Source organism: Prochlorococcus marinus str. MIT 9515 (assembly GCF_000015665.1).
In the GTDB taxonomy this organism is placed as follows: domain Bacteria; phylum Cyanobacteriota; class Cyanobacteriia; order PCC-6307; family Cyanobiaceae; genus Prochlorococcus_A; species Prochlorococcus_A marinus_P.
Genome location: NC_008817.1, coordinates 1,034,473 through 1,054,764, shown reverse-complemented (window position 1 = coordinate 1,054,764; position 20,292 = coordinate 1,034,473). Strand labels below are relative to the sequence as shown.

Annotated in this window: 16 protein-coding genes; 9 read left to right on the top strand and 7 right to left on the bottom strand. The window is 29.4% G+C overall.

Going from position 1 to position 20,292, the window contains the following annotated elements; genetic code table 11:
* Positions 1 to 3: 3 nt before the first annotated feature.
* From P9515_RS05780 to P9515_RS05760, 5 genes are all read left to right on the top strand, one after another.
* Complete coding sequence (locus tag P9515_RS05780) at positions 4 to 3,642, top strand: UvrD-helicase domain-containing protein (protein ID WP_011820501.1); 3,639 nt, start codon at positions 4 to 6, stop codon at positions 3,640 to 3,642.
* On the top strand, positions 3,639 to 5,330 hold the full coding sequence (locus P9515_RS05775; protein ID WP_011820500.1) for an ATP-dependent DNA helicase: 1,692 nt from the start codon (positions 3,639 to 3,641) through the stop codon (positions 5,328 to 5,330). Before P9515_RS05780 ends, P9515_RS05775 begins: the two co-directional genes overlap by 4 nt.
* A gap of 137 nt (positions 5,331 to 5,467) precedes the next feature.
* Positions 5,468 to 7,255, top strand: a complete 1,788-nt coding sequence (locus P9515_RS05770) for a DEAD/DEAH box helicase (protein WP_011820499.1) — start codon at positions 5,468 to 5,470, stop codon at positions 7,253 to 7,255.
* A gap of 9 nt (positions 7,256 to 7,264) precedes the next feature.
* Complete coding sequence (locus tag P9515_RS05765; protein ID WP_011820498.1) at positions 7,265 to 7,546, top strand: hypothetical protein; 282 nt, start codon at positions 7,265 to 7,267, stop codon at positions 7,544 to 7,546.
* Positions 7,547 to 7,556: 10 nt separating this feature from the next.
* Positions 7,557 to 9,329: an ABC transporter ATP-binding protein gene (locus P9515_RS05760; RefSeq protein ID WP_011820497.1), complete on the top strand. Its 1,773-nt coding sequence runs from the start codon at positions 7,557 to 7,559 to the stop codon at positions 9,327 to 9,329.
* A 14-nt stretch (positions 9,330 to 9,343) separates the two neighbouring features.
* Here P9515_RS05760 and psbP read toward each other — a convergent pair whose 3' ends face one another.
* Positions 9,344 to 9,901 carry a photosystem II reaction center PsbP gene (gene psbP, locus P9515_RS05755; RefSeq protein WP_041710733.1) on the bottom strand — a complete coding sequence of 186 codons (558 nt, stop codon included), beginning with the start codon at positions 9,899 to 9,901 and terminating at the stop codon, positions 9,344 to 9,346.
* Between the two features lie 103 nt (positions 9,902 to 10,004).
* Here psbP and recR point away from each other — a divergent pair, with 103 nt between their 5' ends.
* Together recR and lipA are read left to right on the top strand one after the other, a co-directional pair.
* The gene (recR, locus tag P9515_RS05750) at positions 10,005 to 10,604 is read left to right on the top strand and encodes a recombination mediator RecR (protein ID WP_011820495.1); all 600 of its coding nucleotides are present in this window, start codon (positions 10,005 to 10,007) and stop codon (positions 10,602 to 10,604) included.
* Positions 10,605 to 10,606: 2 nt separating this feature from the next.
* A complete protein-coding gene (gene lipA / locus P9515_RS05745; RefSeq protein ID WP_011820494.1) occupies positions 10,607 to 11,506 on the top strand; it encodes a lipoyl synthase in 900 nt (299 codons plus the stop codon).
* Here lipA and P9515_RS05740 read toward each other — a convergent pair.
* The 6 genes from P9515_RS05740 to lysA are packed head-to-tail and all read right to left on the bottom strand — an operon-like array spanning position 11,494 to position 17,034.
* Complete coding sequence (locus tag P9515_RS05740) at positions 11,494 to 12,003, bottom strand: hypothetical protein (RefSeq protein WP_041710732.1); 510 nt, start codon at positions 12,001 to 12,003, stop codon at positions 11,494 to 11,496. The genes lipA and P9515_RS05740 overlap by 13 nt on opposite strands.
* Before the next feature lie 12 nt (positions 12,004 to 12,015).
* The gene (gene trhO / locus P9515_RS05735) at positions 12,016 to 12,948 is read right to left on the bottom strand and encodes an oxygen-dependent tRNA uridine(34) hydroxylase TrhO (RefSeq protein ID WP_011820492.1); all 933 of its coding nucleotides are present in this window, start codon (positions 12,946 to 12,948) and stop codon (positions 12,016 to 12,018) included.
* Positions 12,945 to 13,952, bottom strand: coding sequence for a biotin synthase BioB (gene bioB, locus P9515_RS05730; protein WP_011820491.1), 1,008 nt, complete (start codon positions 13,950 to 13,952; stop codon positions 12,945 to 12,947). Before bioB ends, trhO begins: the two co-directional genes overlap by 4 nt.
* A gap of 6 nt (positions 13,953 to 13,958) precedes the next feature.
* Positions 13,959 to 14,762, bottom strand: coding sequence for an isoprenyl transferase (locus tag P9515_RS05725; RefSeq protein WP_011820490.1), 804 nt, complete (start codon positions 14,760 to 14,762; stop codon positions 13,959 to 13,961).
* Between the two features lie 10 nt (positions 14,763 to 14,772).
* Positions 14,773 to 15,633, bottom strand: a complete 861-nt coding sequence (gene cdaA, locus P9515_RS05720; RefSeq protein ID WP_011820489.1) for a diadenylate cyclase CdaA — start codon at positions 15,631 to 15,633, stop codon at positions 14,773 to 14,775.
* A gap of 27 nt (positions 15,634 to 15,660) precedes the next feature.
* Positions 15,661 to 17,034, bottom strand: a complete 1,374-nt coding sequence (gene lysA, locus P9515_RS05715; protein WP_011820488.1) for a diaminopimelate decarboxylase — start codon at positions 17,032 to 17,034, stop codon at positions 15,661 to 15,663.
* Positions 17,035 to 17,128: 94 nt separating this feature from the next.
* Here lysA and P9515_RS05710 point away from each other — a divergent pair, with 94 nt between their 5' ends.
* Both P9515_RS05710 and P9515_RS05705 read left to right on the top strand, forming a co-directional pair.
* Positions 17,129 to 17,566, top strand: a complete 438-nt coding sequence (locus P9515_RS05710; protein ID WP_011820487.1) for a GNAT family N-acetyltransferase — start codon at positions 17,129 to 17,131, stop codon at positions 17,564 to 17,566.
* A gap of 183 nt (positions 17,567 to 17,749) precedes the next feature.
* Positions 17,750 to 20,281: an ATP-dependent Clp protease ATP-binding subunit gene (locus tag P9515_RS05705; RefSeq protein ID WP_011820486.1), complete on the top strand. Its 2,532-nt coding sequence runs from the start codon at positions 17,750 to 17,752 to the stop codon at positions 20,279 to 20,281.
* Positions 20,282 to 20,292 lie beyond the last annotated feature (11 nt).

Genomic DNA, 20,292 nt, shown 5'->3' with positions numbered 1-20,292 from the left:
ATTATGAATATTAATCAAATTAAGTTAGATAATAATTTTAAATTAGTAGAAGCAAGTGCTGGGACTGGTAAAAGTTTTACTTTAGCTCATCTTGTTTTAAGAAATGTTTTGGAGAAAAAAATTAAACCTGAGGAAATACTTTTATTAAGTTTCACAAAAAACACATGCTCAGAATTAAAGGATAAAATACTCTCAAGATTTAATAAACTAAAATCGTTTTTACAGAATCATGATGATACTGAAATAGATGATACTCTTTTAGAATGGTATGATAAATACCATAAGGAAGAAAAATATCCAGAAAATATAATATTTGAGATTGATAATTTTGTTAATGCATTTTATAAATTAAAAGTAACTACATTTCATGCTTTTTGTAATAATATTTTAGAAGAATATAGTATAGATATTGGTTCCCCTCAAGATCCATTTATTGAAAATAATATAGATAATGTATATCAAGATATAGTAAATGATTTGTGGATTGAGGAATTTTTAAATCTTGATCCAGAAATAATTTCTGCAGTTAGTCAAAAGAAAATAAGTTCTATATACGGTAGTAAAATCAACAAATCATTTTTTGTTGATATTTTAAAAAATCTCGACCAAGAAAACATTTGCAAAATTCAAATAACTAATAAATATAAAAATATTAATATATCTAATTATTTAAAAGAATTTTTGGTTGTTGAATGGAGAGAGTTTTGTAATGAATGGAATAATGAAGGCGAAGAATTATTTCTACAGCTTATTGAATTAGGCAAATTAATAAAGGGAATTGGAGGTAAGAGTCAAATATATTCATCCAAACCAAGAAATAATAAGTTTACTCAGATAAACGAATGGATAGAACAGATAAATCTAAGGCTTGATTCGGAAGATATAAGTCAACTTTTGTATGATATTTCTAAAGAAGATCTTTTATTTAAATATTTTTATAATAAAAATATTAATAAGGAAATTAATAAATTTAATCTTAGTTTAGATTTTAGTAGATTTAAATTACTACAAGATAAAATTTATAAAATAAAAGAAGGTATTTATACCGAATTTGTAAGAATATTTGTCCAGTTAGCTTATCTAAATCTAATTACTACAAAAAAAAGTTTATCTATATTTAACTTTAATGATTTGATAAAGACTGTTGAATATAAATATTTATCTTCAGATATTTGTAATGATAGAAGTTTTTCTGATATTCAAAATAAATTTAAATGTGTCTTAGTAGATGAGTTTCAAGATACTGATAATGTTCAGTGGAACATTATAAATAAATTTTTTAATAACAAAAATCACTTTTTACTATGTGTTGGAGATCCAAAACAGGCGATATATAAATTTAGAGGTGGAGATATTGAAACTTATTTAGACGCTAAATCTAGTGCTAAAGAGGTTTTTAGTCTTATAAATAACTATAGATCATCAAATGATTTACTTGATTTTATTAATAACCTATATAAAAATGGACTTAAAGAATCAAACCTAAATTACAAGAAATTAAATTCTAGAATTAAGAATTGTATTAATTATAAATTTGATTTTGAGAGTCCATTTGAAATTGTACAATTCTCTAATAAAGAAATTGATATTGAACAATTTGTAACTGAATATATAGTTGATTTTCTGTTAAATAATCAGGAAATTGATATTAATAAAATTTCAATACTAACCTTATATAATTCTCAATGTTTAGAATTAAAAAACAAATTATTAAAGTTCAATATCCCATGCCAAATTAAAAATAAACAAAATATTTTTGATACTGAGGCAAGTAGTCTTTTATTGCTTTTTATTGAAACATTGTTATCGCCAAGGCTTTTTAGAAATATAAGTTTGTTAGCTACATCTAAATTTATAGAAATAGATGTTGAAGAATTAATTGATCATCAAATTAGTAAAAAGATAAAAAATTTAACTGATCAATGCATTCTATGGTCTCTAGAATTAAGAGAAAAAGGATTCCTAACCGTAGTTAATGAACTCATTATTAATTACAAGTCATCCTCAATTAAAAATGAAGTGGATTTATATGCAAATTTATTTCAATTGTCTGAAATAATTGAAATTGAATTAATAAATAATAACTTTAATTTAAACAAAGTATTTAAGTGGTATCAAAATCAGTTAGATGATTCTTTAAGAATTTGCACTGGAGAAGATTATATGGCGAAAGATTATAATCTCCAAAATGGAATTAACCTTTCGACAATTCATAACAGCAAGGGACTGGAATATGACGTTGTTGTATGTCCATACCTTTCTATTATTTCTAATAAGTCAAAAAAAACTAAAGGTCCAATATGGAAATCAAATTTGGATAGGTCTATATATATCAATATTTCTAATAATTACAGTAAGGTGGAGGGACTTAAGCTGATAGAGGAAAGAGATTTATTTAAAGAGAGTGAAAGGTTAATTTATGTGGCTCTTACAAGAAGTAAATATAAGCTTATTATTTTTAATGATATTGAGAATACAGATAATATCCTTAATAATGATTTACTACCAAACTTAAAAAATATTCATATTATTAATTCTAAAAGAGAAGATAAAGTAGTAAAAATGAATATTAAAGAAATTTCTAGTAAATTTAATCTTTCTAGCTTAAATAATAATCTTTGGAAGATAAATAAAGTTAATACAAAAGAAATAAGAAAGAGTTCTCCCGAAGATGTTATTTCTTTTTCAAGTTATTCCTCTTGGATAAGAAAAGATAAAAAAACAGAATCGTCTTCTAGTCTATACAAGGATTATGAAGATAACATTTCAATTCTTAAGACTATCGAGGAGACTCAATTAGTTAAATCAGATAATAATCCTAAATATTTAAACCTTCCTAATCCCTTAAGTGATTTTCCTAAAGGAACTGTTGCTGGTACTTGTTTGCATAAAATATTAGAGAGATTTGATTTTCAAAATGATACCCCTGAGAAATTACTTGAATTAATAATTGAAGAATTAAATTTCTTTCAAATTGATTCTTCTTTTGCATTAAAAGTGAGAGAAGGAATTTTTCGAATCATAAATGTTTCGTTTGGAAAAAAATTACTTAATAAAAGATTAATTGATATCTCTTCAAATAATATTCTGAAGGAAGTTAAGTATGATTTACCACTCTCTTATAATGGGAAAAGTATAAATTCGAACGATATTGCAAAAAGTTTTTTATTAGATCAAGAATTTGAATTTGGTAAAGAGTATGCAACTAAAATCAATGATCTTCAAATTCTAAATAAAGGTTTTCATTCAGGTTGTATTGATTGTGTAATACCTTTAGGAAATACGTTAGAGGATAGTAAATGGTGGGTAATTGATTGGAAAAGTAATTTTATTTCTAGTAAAGAAAATAGTGATTGTTTCCCTAAAAATTATCACTATGAAAATATGAAAAAAGAAATGATTAAACATCATTATCCATTACAAGCTCATCTTTATTTATTGGCTTTACACCGATTATTAAAGTGGAGATTAAAAAATTATCAACCTAATCTTCATCTAGGGGGATATATATACTTGTTTTTAAAAGGATTACCAGATATCAATTTATTTGAAAAATCTGTTGAGACAGATAACACTCCAGGTCTTTTTATAAGCCAAGCTCCTATTAATAGGATTAGTTATCTGGATAATATTTTTAAATGAATTATAAAAAACAAGATATTGAAGAATTTGAATATATTCATATCTTTAATCTTCTAAAGGATATACTTAAATTTAATGAAAAAAAATATGGAGATTATGTTAAGGACACATTAAAAATATTATTAGAACTTGAGAAAAATGGTGAAACCATAATAGACGTAGATAAGACTGTAGTAGGTTTTGAATTATTAAAAGATGGATGGCCTAATATTCATTTAAAAGTTCTTAAGGATATAGGATTATTAAATTCAGTTAATTCCCCATTCGTATTTAATAATAGAAAATTAACATTAGTAAAATGGTCTCGGAAAATAAAAAGAGTTCTTAATGCCTTCTTAAAAAAAATAGACAAAATTGCAATAAATTCGAATAATGATAATAAGCTTGATCAAATAAAAAATATTTTTAAAAGTTCAAATTTGGTTTTTTTGCAAGGAGGACCCGGTACAGGCAAAACAACTATGATTATAAATTTTATACTCTATTGCTTGAAAAGTGATACTTATTTAAACATAGGACTTGCCGCACCTACAGGTAAAGCAACATCTCGACTTAAAGAATCTCTTAATCAACAAAAAGATATCCTTTTAAGTAATAGTCTTGATCAAATAGAATGTCAAACTTTACATAAATGGATTTTCAATTCTAATAATAAAGCTATTGAATTTAAATTTAAATTAAAGGAACTAGATATTTTCATAATTGATGAAATGTCAATGGTAAATATTGATATAATCGAAACAATTTTAGATTTAATAGCTAAAGATTGCAAAATCATTCTTGTTGGAGATAGAAATCAATTATCTCCAGTTAAAAATTGTTCTATATGGAATTATTTATTTGAATATTCTGATAATAAATTAATAAATTCTTGTATAGTTAATCTAAAAAAAACTTATAGAAATAGTGGGGATATTTCATTACTTAGTAATCTTGTATTTAATAATAATAATTCTTTATTTAATAAAAAGATCAATGAATTAGAAAAAGAAAAAAAAATCAAAGAAATAAATATTTTAAAAAGTAATAATACAAATATTCCTATAGAGCTTTTGAATATTATCAAAAATAATCTTTCAAAATTAAGAAAATCAACATCAAATTTAAGTAATAAAAAATATATTTTTGATAATAATATTGATAACTTAATATCCCATGAAAAAGATTTAGTTAATAAAATTTTATTTGATTTACAAAGTCATTTGATTTTATGCGAAAAGAATACAGGAAATTGGAGTGTTGAAGATATAAACGATACCGTTATTGGAAAAACAAAACCTTATGATTTTAAAAATCTTGAAGAAGGTTTACCAATTATGTGTACTAAAAATAATTATGAGCTTGGCATATCAAATGGAGATATTGGAGTTTTAATTGGAAATAATGATAATAGGAAATACCTTTTTAGGAAGTTTAATGATAATAATGAGCTTGTTGTTCAGTTAATAGACCCATCAAATTTAGAAAATATAGTTCCAGCAATTGCAATTACAATTCATAAATCCCAAGGGAGTGAATCTGAGAAAGTAAGTATTTTATGGCTTAAAAAAACTAAATTAGATGAATCCATAAATAGCGATAAAAAAGAAAGTGAAAATATATTCTTCAGGGATAATTATGAGAAAAGATTGCTTTATACAGCAATAACTAGAGCCAAGAAACTTTTAGATATTTATTATTTAAATTAAAACTGAATTACTAGCAAATAGCAGGATTTCAACCTCTAGATGCTAGATTAGAAACTCGGCTCTGAAAGGCTAATCAACAATTTAAGATTTTTAGATAAATGTTGAGTGCCTGATCAGAAGATAATCAGGCATTTTTCATGGCATCAAATAAACAAAAACAATTGGAAGAGAAAGATGAAGATAATTTTGGGGAAGAAACTAGTTCTAAACACGATTCAAAAGAAATAGAAAATAATTTGAAAATTATTTCTGAAGATAAACTTTCTGCCGAGAAGGAAGATATTGAAAAAGGGTTTGCTTGCTTTGGGTTTAATAAATTAATATTAAATTCATTGGAAAATAAAGGATATAAAATTCCTACACCTATACAAAAAGCCGCAATTCCAGAATTAATGCTTGGTAGAGATTTGTTAGGTCAAGCTCAAACTGGTACAGGGAAAACGGCAGCCTTCGCTCTCCCAATAATAGAAAAGCTTGAAAATAACAAAGAATCAAACGCTAAAGTTTTGGTGATGACCCCAACAAGGGAGTTGGCTACTCAAGTAGCAGATTCTTTCAAGAGTTATAGTGTTGAATCAACCAATTTAAGGACTTTAGCAATATATGGAGGGACTGATTTTAGGAATCAAATCTCATCACTTAAGAGGAAGACAGACGTTGTTGTTGGTACACCTGGAAGAATAATGGACCATATTAGACAAGGCACATTCAAAATTAATAATATAAATTGTCTAGTCCTTGATGAAGCTGACGAAATGTTGAAAATGGGATTTCTTGAAGATATTGAATGGATAATAGATAAACTTCCAGAAAACAAACAAATGGTATTGTTCTCTGCAACAATGCCAAATGAGATAAGAAACATAGCAAAAAAATATCTTAATGATCCAGCTGAGATACTTATTAAAAGCGTAAAGAAAGAAACTCAATTAATTACCCAAAGATATATTAATGTTCAAAGACACCATAAGTTAGAAGCTCTAAAAAGAATATTAGAAATTACTAATGAAGGAGTAATAATATTTGTGAGGACAAAATTACTTACTACTTCTATAGCTGAAGCATTGGAAAATTCAGGCCATAGTGTGGCTGTACTTAACGGTGATATTCCACAGAATCAAAGAGAAAATACAGTTGATAGATTAAAAAAAGGATTTATTGATATTCTTGTAGCCACTGATGTGGCAGCGAGAGGACTAGATGTTGAAAGGATTAAACTTGTTATAAACTACGATTTCCCTTTCGATAAGGAAACATATACTCATAGAATTGGAAGAACAGGGAGAGCTGGTAGATCTGGAGAAGCAATCTTATTTGTTAATCAAAGAGAAAAACATTTTCTAAGGAACTTGGAAAACTCTACAAGAAATAAGATAGAAGAAATTGAGATACCGAATAATAAATTAATTAACGAAAAAAGGATGGGGAAATTAATTTCAAATTTAAATGAAATTTCACTTGCTCAAGAAAATAACGAAGAAAAAAAAGCTTTGATGATCGATATTCTTGACATCTTAAGAGAAAAATATTCTATGAATGAATCAAACATTGCAATGGCAGCTATTAATTTAGCAATAGGAAATAAATCCTTTTTTCTAAATGAAGATGAATCTTGGATTTATAAACAAAATAATTCTGATCGTAATAGATCTAATAGAAATGGAAGTGGAAATAATCGGATGAGAAATATAAATAGAAGGAATAATTATCAAAATGATTCTTTTGAAACCTATAAATTTAATTTCGGCAAAATGGATAGAGTTAGAGTATCAAATATAATTTCTTCTATATGTAACTCTACAAATATTAATGGTAGATCTATAGGCAAGATACAAATATTTAATGAATATAGTTTGGTTGATTTACCAAAAGATTTGCATGGTGAAGTTAGGAATAAATTGAGAAAATTAAGAATCAGAAATTAAATTTAGATCATGAGATCTACTCAAAAAAAAGTTTTTGTTTTTGTAAACTTTTTTCTATTATTTGGAAATTTAAATATTGAATATTTAGCCCAAATAAAAAATTCTTCTATTATTAATTTATTTTGTATACAAAATTTTAAGGAGGAAATGTTAAAGGCAAAAATAGATTACAACGAAGAAATTGCAACAGATACTTGTGATTGCTATTTAGAAGAATTTATAAAAAATAATAGTCATCAAAAAGCAATTAATAAATGCAAGTTAGAAACTAAGAAAAAATTTAATTTATGATAAATAGATAATGAGATCTACTTCTAATCAGAACCCTATAGTAAGGCTTTATCTTAATTTAATAGATGAAAGGAAGCTTGTCTTTTTTGCATTTGTTAGTTCGATAATAAATAAAATTTTAGATTTAGCTCCGCCAGTAATTATCGGACTTGCAGTGGATATTGTAGTTAAAGAACAGGATTCTTGGTTTGCTAGTTTTGGGATAAAAGAAGTTCCAAGTCAATTGATATTTCTTGCATTTGTTTCTGGAATAGTATGGTCAGCGGAATCTTTCTTTGAATATTTATATTCTGTTTTATGGAGGAATTTAGCCCAAATATCACAACATAAATTAAGAATAAAGGCCTATAAACACATTCAAGAACTAGATATGGCTTTCTTCGAAAACGACAATACTGGTAGACTTCTATCTATTTTAAATGATGATGTAAATCAACTGGAGAGGTTTCTTGATCAAGGTGCTAATCAACTTATTCAATTATTTATTACTGTTTTAATTATTGGTGGAACGATGATTTTTGTTGCACCAAAAATTGCATTATTCGCTTTCTTACCTATCCCTTTGATTTTTGTTGGATCAATAAGATTTCAAAGAAGACTTTCTCCAAAATATAAAGATGTTAGAAATAAAGCAGGTCTTTTGGCTTCAAGATTAAATAATAATTTAAGTGGTATTCTTACAATAAAAAGCTTTGCAAAAGAGAATTGGGAGCTTAATAGATTAAATAAAGAAAGTCTTGCATATCAAAGAAGTAATAAATCCGCAATAAAATTATCATCTGCTTTTATTCCGTTAATAAGATTTGCTATTTTATTTGCTTTTATAGCCATCCTACTCATCGGGGGGTTTCAAACCTGGAATAAGGTACTTAATGTAGGGACATATAGTTTTTTAGTTTTTATTACTCAAAGATTGTTATGGCCTTTGACTACTCTAGGGCATGTATTAGATGATTTTCAACGCTCAATGGCATCAATAAATAGAGTAATAGATCTTATTGATACGCCTATAAAAATAAAAGATGGAACTATAAAAATTGACTCAAAAAATATCAAAGGAGATATTAGTTTTGAAAATGTGAATTTTAATTATCCTTGTAGAGAGTCAACTTTAAAGAATATTAATATTAAAATTCCCAATAACTCTACTTTAGGAATTGTTGGATTAACTGGTTCCGGCAAAAGTACAATCATTAAACTTCTTCTTAGAATTTATGATAACAATAAAGGTTTAATATCTTTAGATGGGATTCCCATAAAGGACATTAATTTAAAAGATTTAAGAAAATGTATTTCTCTAGTAAGTCAAGAAACTTATTTATTTCATGGGACTGTTCAGGAAAATATTGCTTATGGCGCAAATAGTCCGAAATTTAAAGAAATTGTAAAAGCATCAAAAATTGCTGAAGCACATAAATTTATTGAAGAATTACCAGATGGCTACAAAACAATTGTTGGAGAAAGGGGTCAAAGACTTTCAGGAGGACAACGTCAAAGAATAGCTTTAGCGAGAGCAGTTTTAAAAGACGCCCCTATATTGATACTAGATGAGGCTACTGCTTCGGTTGATAATGAGACAGAAGTTCTAATTCAGAAATCATTATCAAAAATAACTAAGAAAAGAACCACCATAGTTATAGCTCATAGATTAAGTACAATTAAAAATGCTGATAATATCATTGTTATTGATAAGGGGAGAATTATTGAGAGCGGAAATCATCAGTTTTTACTAAATAAAAAGAATTTATATTCAGATTTGTGGAATGTACAGGTCGGGATTTAAAAAAATCTCTTTAACTAGATTAAGAAGTTAAAAGAATCAATAACATTATTAAACATACCATTAACTTTATTCCACCGGCTTTCGTTCGTTCCTACTGCAAATGTGTATAAAGTTCCTCTATCAATTACTACAGTAGCTAGTTCATGCCTATCTTGATCATTAAGATTTAACTTATATTCCAAATCATAAAAAATATGATTTGAGGACTCTCTTTTATTTGCATTAACAAGTTGAACTGATCTACCTGAACCTTCAGGAGCAATGACTTTATCTATTAAAGTTTGCCCAACTTCAGTTGGACTACCTAATTGTTCTAAATCAATTTCTTTATTCACTTCTGAAATAACTAAACTAAGTGTTTCGTTACTATTAATTAAATCATGATAAATAATTTCAGGACCGCCATCTACTTTCACTCGAGTCCAACCTGTTGGATATAAAAAAGCATATCTTCCATCAGGACTTTGATAAGCCTCTAATCCTGCATTAAGTCCTCCACTGCATGCACTTAAGGTAAAACATAAAAATATTAATAATAGGTATTTAAAAGGTTTAAATTTAATATTCTTCATTTTTAAGAAATTATTAATTAAAAACATAATAAGACATTAAAAGCAAACAAATAGAACAAATTTCAAAATATGCGTCTAAATTAATCTTAGAAGAAATTTTACCTTGACAACTTTTACCAAACCACTTTCAAAATTAATTGGTCATTTTGAGAAATTTCCAGGAATTGGTCCAAGGACAGCTCAAAGGTTGGCATTATTCATTCTGAAACAATCTGAAAGTAGTATCAGAGATTTCTCCAAGGCATTATTAGAGGCTCATAGTAATGTAGGCCATTGTAAAAAATGCTTTAATTTAACTTCAGAAGAAGAATGTGATATTTGCAGAAATGCTGAGAGAAATCAAAATATAATTTGTGTAGTAGCAGAGACTAAAGACTTATTAGCTTTAGAAAGAGCTAGAGAGTTTAAGGGGGTATACCATGTTATTGGTGGATTGATTTCTCCAATGGATTCAATTGGTCCAGAGATATTAGAAATAAGAAGTTTAGTTGAGAGAGTTAGTAAATCAGAGATTGATGAAATTATATTGGCATTAACTCCTAGTGTTGAAGGAGACACTACTAGTCTTTATATAGGAAAATTATTAACTCCTTTTACCAAAGTAACAAGAATTGCTTATGGGCTTCCGATGGGAAGCGAACTTGAATACGTTGATGAAGTTACTCTTGCTAGAGCTCTAGAAGGAAGAACAAATTTAATTTAAAAATGAAAGATAAAAATCAAATTAAAATAGAAAAGATTTTAAGGCTTCCTTCTTGGATAAAATTTCCAATTAGTAAAGCCTCTGAATTTGAGAAGATTCAAACACTTATAAAAAAATCGAATATTCATACTATTTGTGAAGAGGGAAGATGTCCAAATAGAGCCGAATGTTATGCAGCAGGGACAGCTACTTTCTTACTGGGAGGCTCAATTTGTTCTCGCGCGTGCGCCTTCTGTCAGGTAAATAAAGGTAAACCTACTCCCTTAAATAACTTCGAAAGCATTCAAGTCGCAGAAGCAGTAAAAATCCTAAATTTAAAATATGTCGTTTTAACCTCAGTCGCTAGAGATGATCTCCCCGATCATGGAGCTAATTTATTTATTTCAACGATTAATGAGATAAGAAAGTTTGATCCAAAAATTCAAATTGAGGTACTAACCCCTGATTTATGGGGCGGCGGTAAAAGTTTTGAAGATAAAGATAAACTTCAAAAAGAGAGACTTAGAACCATACTAGAAAAAAAACCAACTTGTTTTAATCATAATCTTGAGACGGTTGAAAGACTTCAAAAAGAAGTTCGTAGAGGAGCTAGTTATAAAAATTCTTTAAGCTTGCTAGAAAAAGCTAAATCTATTGCTCCTGATATTCAAACTAAATCAGGAATTATGTTGGGTTTAGGAGAAACATTAAAGGAGATAGAAACAACAATTCTTGATCTAAAAAAAGTAAATTGCGATCAAATTACAATTGGACAATACCTAAGACCTTCATTGAAGCATTTATCAGTTAAAAAATATTGGGAACCAAGTGAATTTGAATATCTAACAAATTTTTCCAAGAAATTAGGGTTTAAGAAAGTATCATGTGGACCTTTAGTTAGAAGTAGTTATCACGCTGGTTGAGGCTTATTAATAGAAGAAAGTTTTTTTTCAATTTTATTTAAGATATATAAACTGTCTCCTGTCATTAGAGTTCCTGCCCCTCCCCAAACTAACCTTAAAAAAAGATCTATTGGACTAGAACCGACCTCTTTTACAATTTTAAATCCAATAATCTTAAAATATCTAACAAGTTTTTTACTATATCCTTCGGTGTCGTAAATCGCTAACAACCTTACTTTTTTACTGTTTTTCTTTTTGATGGCCCAAGCCATGGTAGATGCCCATATTAATTCTGAAACAAGAGGCGGAGAGTTACTAAGTATTCTTAATGTGTCTAGCTGAATACCTTGCTTGTTTAAGAAATTCCAACCTTTCATTTCTCCCCAAATCTTTACGACATTATCTTTTTGTTCTGCTACAACAATTTTAAAAAAACATAATCCAAGTGTTTCTCTAACTTGTATTTTTATAACTAGACCTAAGGAATATGCTATGTTTTGTAATTCTTCAACTTCCATAATTTTCATCAATTAATTATTACTAATTTCTTGATTTTTAACTTTTAATTTATTTATCTGTTTTTGCCTTTCTTCAAATCTTTTTCTATCTTCATCGGTGAATTTGTTAATACAAAAATGACATTGAATACCTTCGATATATTCTACTTTTGTTTGATCTTCAATGGAAATTGGCATTCCACATGCATGACAAATTGAATAGGAACCTTTTTTTAATTCGTGATCTAATGCGACTCTTTTATCAAAAACAAAACATTCTCCTTCAAAAAGACTTTCTTCTTTTGAAATATCCTCGAGATATTTAAGGATTCCTCCTTTTAGATGGAAAATATTTTTGTAGCCTTTGTTTTTTAGTAGTGTAGTAGCTTTTTCGCATCTAATGCCTCCAGTACAAAACATAGCTATATTTTTTGAATTTTCATTACCTAAATGATTATCTAAATTATTATCAACCCATTGAGGAAACTCACTAAAGTTTTTAGTATTTGGATTGATTGATTTTTTAAAACTTCCTATAGATACTTCATAATGATTTCTAGTATCAATTACGATTGTATCCTTATCTTTAATTAATTTATTCCAATTAAATGAATCAATATAAGTTCCTGCGTCTTCTAATGGATTTATTTCAGGAACGCCCATAGTAACAATTTCATTTTTTATTTTAAGTTTTAATTTTTTGAAGATCTTCTCTTTTGAATAACTAACTTTTATATTTAATTGGTTATTACCAACAATATTTTTTATTAAGTTTAGGATATTCTCAATAATTTTCTCTTCAGCGCAGATGGTTCCATTAATTCCCTCACTAGCAATTATTAATAGGCCTGAAAGATCATTTTCTTTCTCAATCCTTAACAAGTTTTGCTTAAGTTCAATTATTGAATTTTCTTGAAATGAGAAAAAAGAATAAAGTGAAACTATTTTATAATTATTCTTCTTCATACTGTCGAGACAGTTTTATCACAATATTCAAAATCTTTATTAAATAAGACTCCTACATCCTTAAGTAGTTTCCGGTCATCTTGAAAAGATGGATTCGATGTGGTCAGTAATTCGTCTCCATAAAAAATAGAGTTTGCTCCACATTGAAAACAAATAATCTGAGCTTCTTTTGTTAACTTCTCCCTTCCCGCACTTAATCTTATTTTACTTTTTGGCATAAGTATCCGAGCAGTAGCAATCATTCTTATCATCTCAATGGAATCAATTTCTTTTTTTTCCTCCAAACCTGTTCCTTCTATAGCTACCAAAGAATTGATTGGGACACTTTCAGGGTGAGGATTCATGTTTGATAGAACTTCTAAAAGAGATGCTCTATCTCCATTATTTTCTCCAAGACCTATTATTCCACCGCAACATACATTTATACCTGCATTTCTGACTCTTTTAATAGTTTCTAATCTGTCTTGATAAGTTCTTGTCGTAATAATATTTTTATAGTATTCGGGACTCGTATCAAGATTATGGTTGTATGCAGTTAGTCCCGCATCAGCAAGTCTCAAGGCCTGCTCATCTGTAAGCATCCCTGCAGTTACACATGCCTCCATTCCAAGTTCTTTTACACCTTTAACCATTTCAAGCATTGAGTTGAAAGGTTTGCCATCTCTAATTTCTCTCCAAGCCCAACCCATACAAAACCTATCAGCCCCTTCTTTTTTTGCTGTTTTGGCTCTGTTTAAAACAGCTTCAACTTCAAATTGAGGGTGACTCTTTATTTGACTAGAGCTATAAATTGATTGGCTACAGTAAGAACAATTTTCTTCACATCCGCCTGTTTTCACACTGAAAAGAGATGCTAGTTGAACTTTATATTCATTAAATCTTCTATGAATAATTTGAGCTTCCCACATTAAATCTACTAATGGGTAATTTAATATTTCCAAAATCTCATCCCTTGCCCAGTCAAATCTAATTTTGCTAAATTTTTGATTATCTGAATTAATCATTTTTGATTAGGAAGAATAGTTAGAATCTTTGCAAGATTTATTTGGTAATGATTGTATACCTCCAAAACGCCTATCCCTTGATTGATAGTCAATAATTGCTTTGAAAAATTCAATTTCATTAAAATCAGGCCATAATACATCAGTTATATAAATTTCAGAGTAAGCCAATTGCCATAAAAGAAAATTACTTATTCTTTTCTCACCACTGGTACGTATAAGTAATTCAGGATCCTTGATCCCATGAGTTAGTAGTTGTGAATTAAATAATTGTTCATCAATTTCACTGGGTTTTATTTCGCCTGCCAAAGATTTAATTGCTATTTCTCTTGCGGCTTTCACTATTTCTTGCCTACCTCCGTAATTAACACAGATATTTAATGTGAAATTTTTATTATTTTTTGTAAGAGTTTCTGAACTATTTATTATTGATTTTAATGCCTTTGGAAAAGGGGATAAATCTCCAATGAACTTAATTTTTATTGATTCTTGATGAATCTCAGTAATTTCTTTTTTCAAAACTTTTTCAAACAAATTTATGAGAAAATCAACCTCTGTAGAAGGTCTTGTCCAATTCTCCGTTGAAAATGCATAAACAGTAAGTACTTGACAATCTAAGTTTTTAGATACTTTAATGATTTCCTTGAGAACATTAACACCCTTATTGTGCCCAAATGATCGGGGTAAACCCTTTTTACTGGCCCATCTTCCATTCCCATCCATGATTATTGCAATGTGCTTCGGTACTCGAAGTTTATCTATTTCATTAGATAATTTTGAATTTTCTTTAGTTGATATTTTTTGCGATCTCATGAATTAATCTTTAATCTGATTTATTTGAATCGTTTTCAATAGTAATATTATCACTCGTATTTATATTTTGGGAAAAAGTGCTTTTGTTTGCAGATGATTTTGGATTACCTACAAATTTTATGAGAAGCTCCTGCAATCGACTACTTGTAATAGGTCTTTCAAGTTTTCCTTGATTAGCTAATGACAAAGTACCTGTTTCTTCTGAAACTACAATGCATATACATCTGTCGAATCTTTCTGTTATTCCCAATGCAGCTAAATGTCTCGTGCCGTATCGACTAATCCCTTGCCGAGATAGAGGAAGTATTACTCCAGCTGAAATTATTTTATTCCCTTTTACCAAAACAGCTCCATCATGTAATGGGGTATCTGTTGCAAATAAGTTTATTAAAAGATCAGTAGACAATTGCGCTTCAATATTTATACCTGAATATAAAAAATCTTCAGGTCTTAAATCGCATCCTAAATCTACAACTATTAAAGCTCCTTTTCTATTTTGAGATAGTTTTCCTGCTGCATCAACTAACTGATTAACTGTTGTAGATGTAGCTCTAAATTCTTTAGGTGGATTTCCTAGTAATACCGCCAACCTACCAGTACCGAGTAATTCCATCAATCTTCTAAGCTCTCCTTGCCAAAGAATTGCTAAAGATAAAGAACAAGCAAGAACAACTGCATCAATTAATTTTGACGTTAGTGGAAGATAAGCATATCTTTGAATAAACCAAGCAAAAGAAACTAAAAATAAATATCCTCTCAAAAGCCATAACGTTCTTTGTTCTTTAACTCTTGAGAATAATAAAAGTCCAAATCCAGCTGCAAATAATACATCTAATAAAAACTTTAAGTTTATAAACCCCCAAAAATTCACATTAAAATTTAATTTATTTAAATGTACCTAACTTTGATTGATAAAGCGATCGGGTAAGACATCGTTTTTAAGAAGATCATGTGGACTTTCTCTTTTTTGAATTATTTCTGCTTCCCCATTACAAACTAAAACAGCAGCAGGTTTAGGAATTCTGTTGTAATTAGAACTCATTGAATTATTGTATGCGCCAGTACCAAAAACACAAATCAAATCACCTGTTTTACATTTACCTAGTTCAATTTCCTTAAATAAAACGTCTCCAGACTCACAATGCTTACCCGCAACAGTATATTTATTTTTGGAATTAATATTTAAAGGGTCATTTACTAAACAAGCAGAATAATTAGATTGATATGTGATTGGCCTGGGATTATCACTCATGCCACCATCAACTGATAGGTATGTCCTTATCCCAGGAATTTCTTTAAATGAGCCAATTTTGTATATTGTTACCCCAGCGGTAGAAACTATTGATCTCCCAGGCTCACACATAAGTAAAGGTAAATCTAATTTATTTTTTTTACAAGCTTGTTCAATGGATGAAGAAACTGTTTTGATCCACTCATCAATGGAAGGAGGATCATCTTCCTGGGTATATTTAATTCCTAATCCACCTCCGACATTTAGTTCTTTTATGTTGTGGCCAAACTTTTTAGCTTGGAGCATAACATTTACCATTATCTCTCCGAGATCTTTATGTGGTTCAAGTTCAAAGATCTGAGAACCTATATGAGCATGTAATCCAATTAATTTTAGGTGCTTGGTTTTGATTATCACTCCGAATAACTTAGTTAGAGACTCAATTCCAAAGCCAAACTTGCTATCAAAAGAACCGGTTCTTATGTATTCATGGGTATGGCATTCTATTCCCGGGGTAAATCTAATCATTATTTCTAGATCAAAATTTAATGAATTAGATATTTCTTCTAGTCTTTTAAGGTCATGTTCATTATCTACAATTACTTTGATTTTATTTTTTATGGCAAATGCAATTTCCTTATCAGATTTATTATTTCCATGAAAAACAATTTTTTCATTTGGCACTCCCCCTTTTAAAGCAGTCAGTAATTCACCTTCTGAAACTGCATCAAGACCAAATCCCTCTGAAGCTACCAGATTACTCATAAATAATGAACTATTTGCTTTAGAGGCATATATTGGTAGGGACACTCCTCGATAATATTTTTCTAATGCTTTTTTGTAAGCTCTACAGGAATTTCTTAAAGTGATTTCATCCAATATATATAAAGGCGATTCGTATTTTTTTACCAAATCTTCAATAGAACAACCACCAATATTTAACTTTTCGGTAATGTCAATATTGGTAGTTATAGGTACAATATTTTTGTTAGGACTACTTAAATTTATTTTATTTTTTAAAAAAGAAATTTTTTCATTCATAGGTTCTCTTTTCACATAAAATCATTCTACAACTTTCAGAACTTCTATTATTAATTTAATTTTAAAATTACTATAAGAGACAATAATTAATTTAATGATTTCAATTAAAGAAATTGATCATAAAGAATTTGAATTATGCTTTGAATTAGATGCAAATACAATTTGTTTATGGACTAGAAGACAATGGGAAAGTGAATTTAATAAAAAAGGTGTCAAAGTTGTTGGGATATTAATAGGTAACAAAATAATTGGAATTTATGTCGTTCATACAATTATTGATGAAGCACAAATAAATTATTTTTCTATAAAAAAAGGCTTTCGTCGAAAAGGTTATGGCAGCTATTTAATGAACTATTTACTTAAACAATGTGAAAAACTAAATATACAAAAATTATTATTGGAAGTTTCGGAAACCAACCTAATTGCTGAAGTCTTTTATAGCAAATTCAATTTTTTAACTGTAGGTAGAAGAAAAAACTACTACAAAGACGGTTCTGATGCTGTTTTGAAAGAAAAAATATTCATAAAATAATTGTTAAAAATTTTTTTGTGCGGATTACCAGAATCCTTGAAATCACTCAAAAAAGAAGCTATATCATCAATAAGTTAATTTTAATTTTACTAAATGAAACTTTTGGGTATTCACAAAAGCTCATTCTGAACACAAAATCGACTTAATACTGGTAGGTTATTAGTAAGGAACTAAAACCCTCTAATGTTCGAAAGATTTACAGAAAAAGCCATAAAAGTCATTATGCTTGCCCAAGAGGAAGCTAGAAGGCTTGGACATAATTTTGTTGGAACAGAACAAATATTACTAGGCTTAATTGGTGAAGGTACTGGCGTTGCAGCTAAGGTGCTTAAATCACTAGGAGTAAATCTTAAGGACTCAAGAATAGAAGTTGAAAAAATTATAGGAAGAGGTTCGGGTTTCGTTGCAGTTGAGATTCCTTTTACTCCAAGAGCAAAAAGAGTATTGGAGTTGTCTCTCGAAGAAGCTCGTCAATTAGGACATAACTATATAGGCACCGAACACCTACTTCTTGGTTTAATCAGGGAAGGCGAAGGTGTGGCTGCAAGAGTTTTAGAAAATCTAGGAATTGATCTGACAAAAGTCAGAACCCAGGTTATAAGAATGCTTGGAGAGACCGCTGACGTTGGTACAGGTGGGACTTCATCAAATAAAGGAAATTTAAAGACAGCAACTCTCGATGAATTCGGAACGAATTTAACAAAGCTTGCAAGTGAATCAAAACTTGATCCAGTTGTCGGACGTTATGAGGAAATAGATAGAGTTATTCAAATCTTAGGTAGGAGAACTAAAAACAATCCTGTGCTTATTGGTGAACCAGGAGTAGGTAAAACAGCTATAGCAGAAGGTTTAGCTCAAAGAATTCAACTTGGAGAAATTCCTGACATACTTGAAGATAAAAGGGTTTTAACCCTTGATATAGGACTTCTTGTTGCAGGAACAAAATATAGAGGTGAATTTGAAGAGAGATTAAAAAAAATAATGGAAGAGATCAAATCAGCTGGAAACGTTATTCTGGTTATTGATGAAGTCCATACTTTAATCGGAGCCGGAGCTGCTGAAGGTGCTATCGATGCCGCTAACATATTAAAGCCAGCTTTAGCTAGAGGAGAACTCCAATGCATAGGAGCTACAACTTTGGATGAATATAGAAAGCATATAGAAAGAGATGCAGCGCTGGAAAGAAGATTCCAACCGGTGATGGTGGGAGAGCCATCTATTGAAGATACAATCGAAATTTTGAAAGGTTTAAGAGAACGTTACGAACAACATCATCGTTTAAAAATTACTGATGATGCTTTAGAAGCAGCCGCTCATTTAGGTGATCGTTATATATCGGATAGATTTTTACCTGATAAGGCCATTGATCTTATAGATGAAGCAGGAAGTAGAGTAAGATTAATAAATTCTAAGCTTCCTCCCGAAGCCAAACAAATTGATAAGGAATTAAGACAAGTTCAAAAACAAAAAGAAGAATCAGTAAGAGATCAAAATTTTGATCAAGCAGGTCAGTTAAGGGAAAAGGAAATTGAATTGTCTGAAAAAATTAAAGAGCTTTTAGATAGTAAAAAAGAGAGCTTAGATAAAAATAATTCAAGTAATGCTTCGGAAACTGAAGACGGTGGCATTGATATTACTCAAAACCCTCTTGTAAGTGAAGAAGATGTGGCTCATATAGTGGCTTCATGGACAGGTGTTCCTGTTCAGAAATTAACAGAAACCGAGTCAGTCAAACTCCTTAATATGGAAGAGACATTGCATCAAAGACTTATAGGCCAAGATGAGGCTGTAAAAGCAGTATCAAAAGCCATTAGAAGAGCTAGGGTCGGTTTGAAAAATCCTAATAGACCAATCGCAAGCTTTATTTTTTCAGGCCCTACTGGTGTTGGGAAAACTGAATTAACTAAATCATTAGCATCATATTTCTTTGGTAGTGAGGAAGCTATGATTAGATTAGATATGTCTGAATTTATGGAAAGACATACTGTTAGTAAGTTAATCGGTTCCCCTCCCGGATATGTTGGTTTCAACGAAGGGGGTCAACTTACAGAGGCTGTAAGAAGAAGACCATACACTGTAGTTTTATTCGATGAAGTGGAGAAAGCTCATCCAGATGTTTTTAATTTGTTATTACAACTTCTTGAAGATGGTAGATTAACAGACTCAAAGGGTAGAACAGTTGATTTTAAAAATACGCTTTTAATAATGACTTCTAATATTGGCTCTAAAGTTATCGAGAAAGGTGGCGGTGGTTTAGGTTTTGAATTTTCCGGCGATTCCGTTGAAGATAGCCAATACAATAGGATCAAATCTCTTGTAAACGAGGAACTAAAACAATACTTTAGACCTGAGTTTTTAAACAGACTTGACGAGATAATTGTATTCAGACAATTAACTAAAAACGAAGTTAAAGACATCGCAGAAATAATGTTAAAAGAAGTATTCTCTCGATTAAATGAAAAGGGTATAAAATTAGATGTTACTGAAGCATTTAAAGAAAGACTTGTTGAAGAGGGATATAATCCAGCCTATGGAGCAAGACCTTTAAGAAGAGCAGTCATGCGCTTATTAGAAGATAGTTTGGCTGAAGAAGTTTTATCAGGAAGAATTAAAGATGGAGACAAAGCTTTAGTCGATATTGATGAAAATAAGAAAGTTACAGTAAATATTTCCTCAGAAGAATCTTCTCAAGAATTAGCAGGAGCTAATTTTTAATAATCTAGGTG

Coding starts and splice junctions, on each gene's coding strand:
- P9515_RS05780 (WP_011820501.1), top strand. CDS start 4: ATGAATATTAATCAAATTAAGTTAGATAATAATTTTAAATTAGTAGAA.
- P9515_RS05775 (WP_011820500.1), top strand. CDS start 3,639: ATGAATTATAAAAAACAAGATATTGAAGAATTTGAATATATTCATATC.
- P9515_RS05770 (WP_011820499.1), top strand. CDS start 5,468: ATGGCATCAAATAAACAAAAACAATTGGAAGAGAAAGATGAAGATAAT.
- P9515_RS05765 (WP_011820498.1), top strand. CDS start 7,265: ATGAGATCTACTCAAAAAAAAGTTTTTGTTTTTGTAAACTTTTTTCTA.
- P9515_RS05760 (WP_011820497.1), top strand. CDS start 7,557: ATGAGATCTACTTCTAATCAGAACCCTATAGTAAGGCTTTATCTTAAT.
- psbP (WP_041710733.1), bottom strand. CDS start 9,901: ATGAAGAATATTAAATTTAAACCTTTTAAATACCTATTATTAATATTT.
- lipA (WP_011820494.1), top strand. CDS start 10,607: ATGAAAGATAAAAATCAAATTAAAATAGAAAAGATTTTAAGGCTTCCT.
- P9515_RS05740 (WP_041710732.1), bottom strand. CDS start 12,003: ATGGAAGTTGAAGAATTACAAAACATAGCATATTCCTTAGGTCTAGTT.
- trhO (WP_011820492.1), bottom strand. CDS start 12,948: ATGAAGAAGAATAATTATAAAATAGTTTCACTTTATTCTTTTTTCTCA.
- bioB (WP_011820491.1), bottom strand. CDS start 13,952: ATGATTAATTCAGATAATCAAAAATTTAGCAAAATTAGATTTGACTGG.
- P9515_RS05725 (WP_011820490.1), bottom strand. CDS start 14,762: ATGAGATCGCAAAAAATATCAACTAAAGAAAATTCAAAATTATCTAAT.
- lysA (WP_011820488.1), bottom strand. CDS start 17,034: ATGAATGAAAAAATTTCTTTTTTAAAAAATAAAATAAATTTAAGTAGT.
- P9515_RS05710 (WP_011820487.1), top strand. CDS start 17,129: ATGATTTCAATTAAAGAAATTGATCATAAAGAATTTGAATTATGCTTT.
- P9515_RS05705 (WP_011820486.1), top strand. CDS start 17,750: ATGTTCGAAAGATTTACAGAAAAAGCCATAAAAGTCATTATGCTTGCC.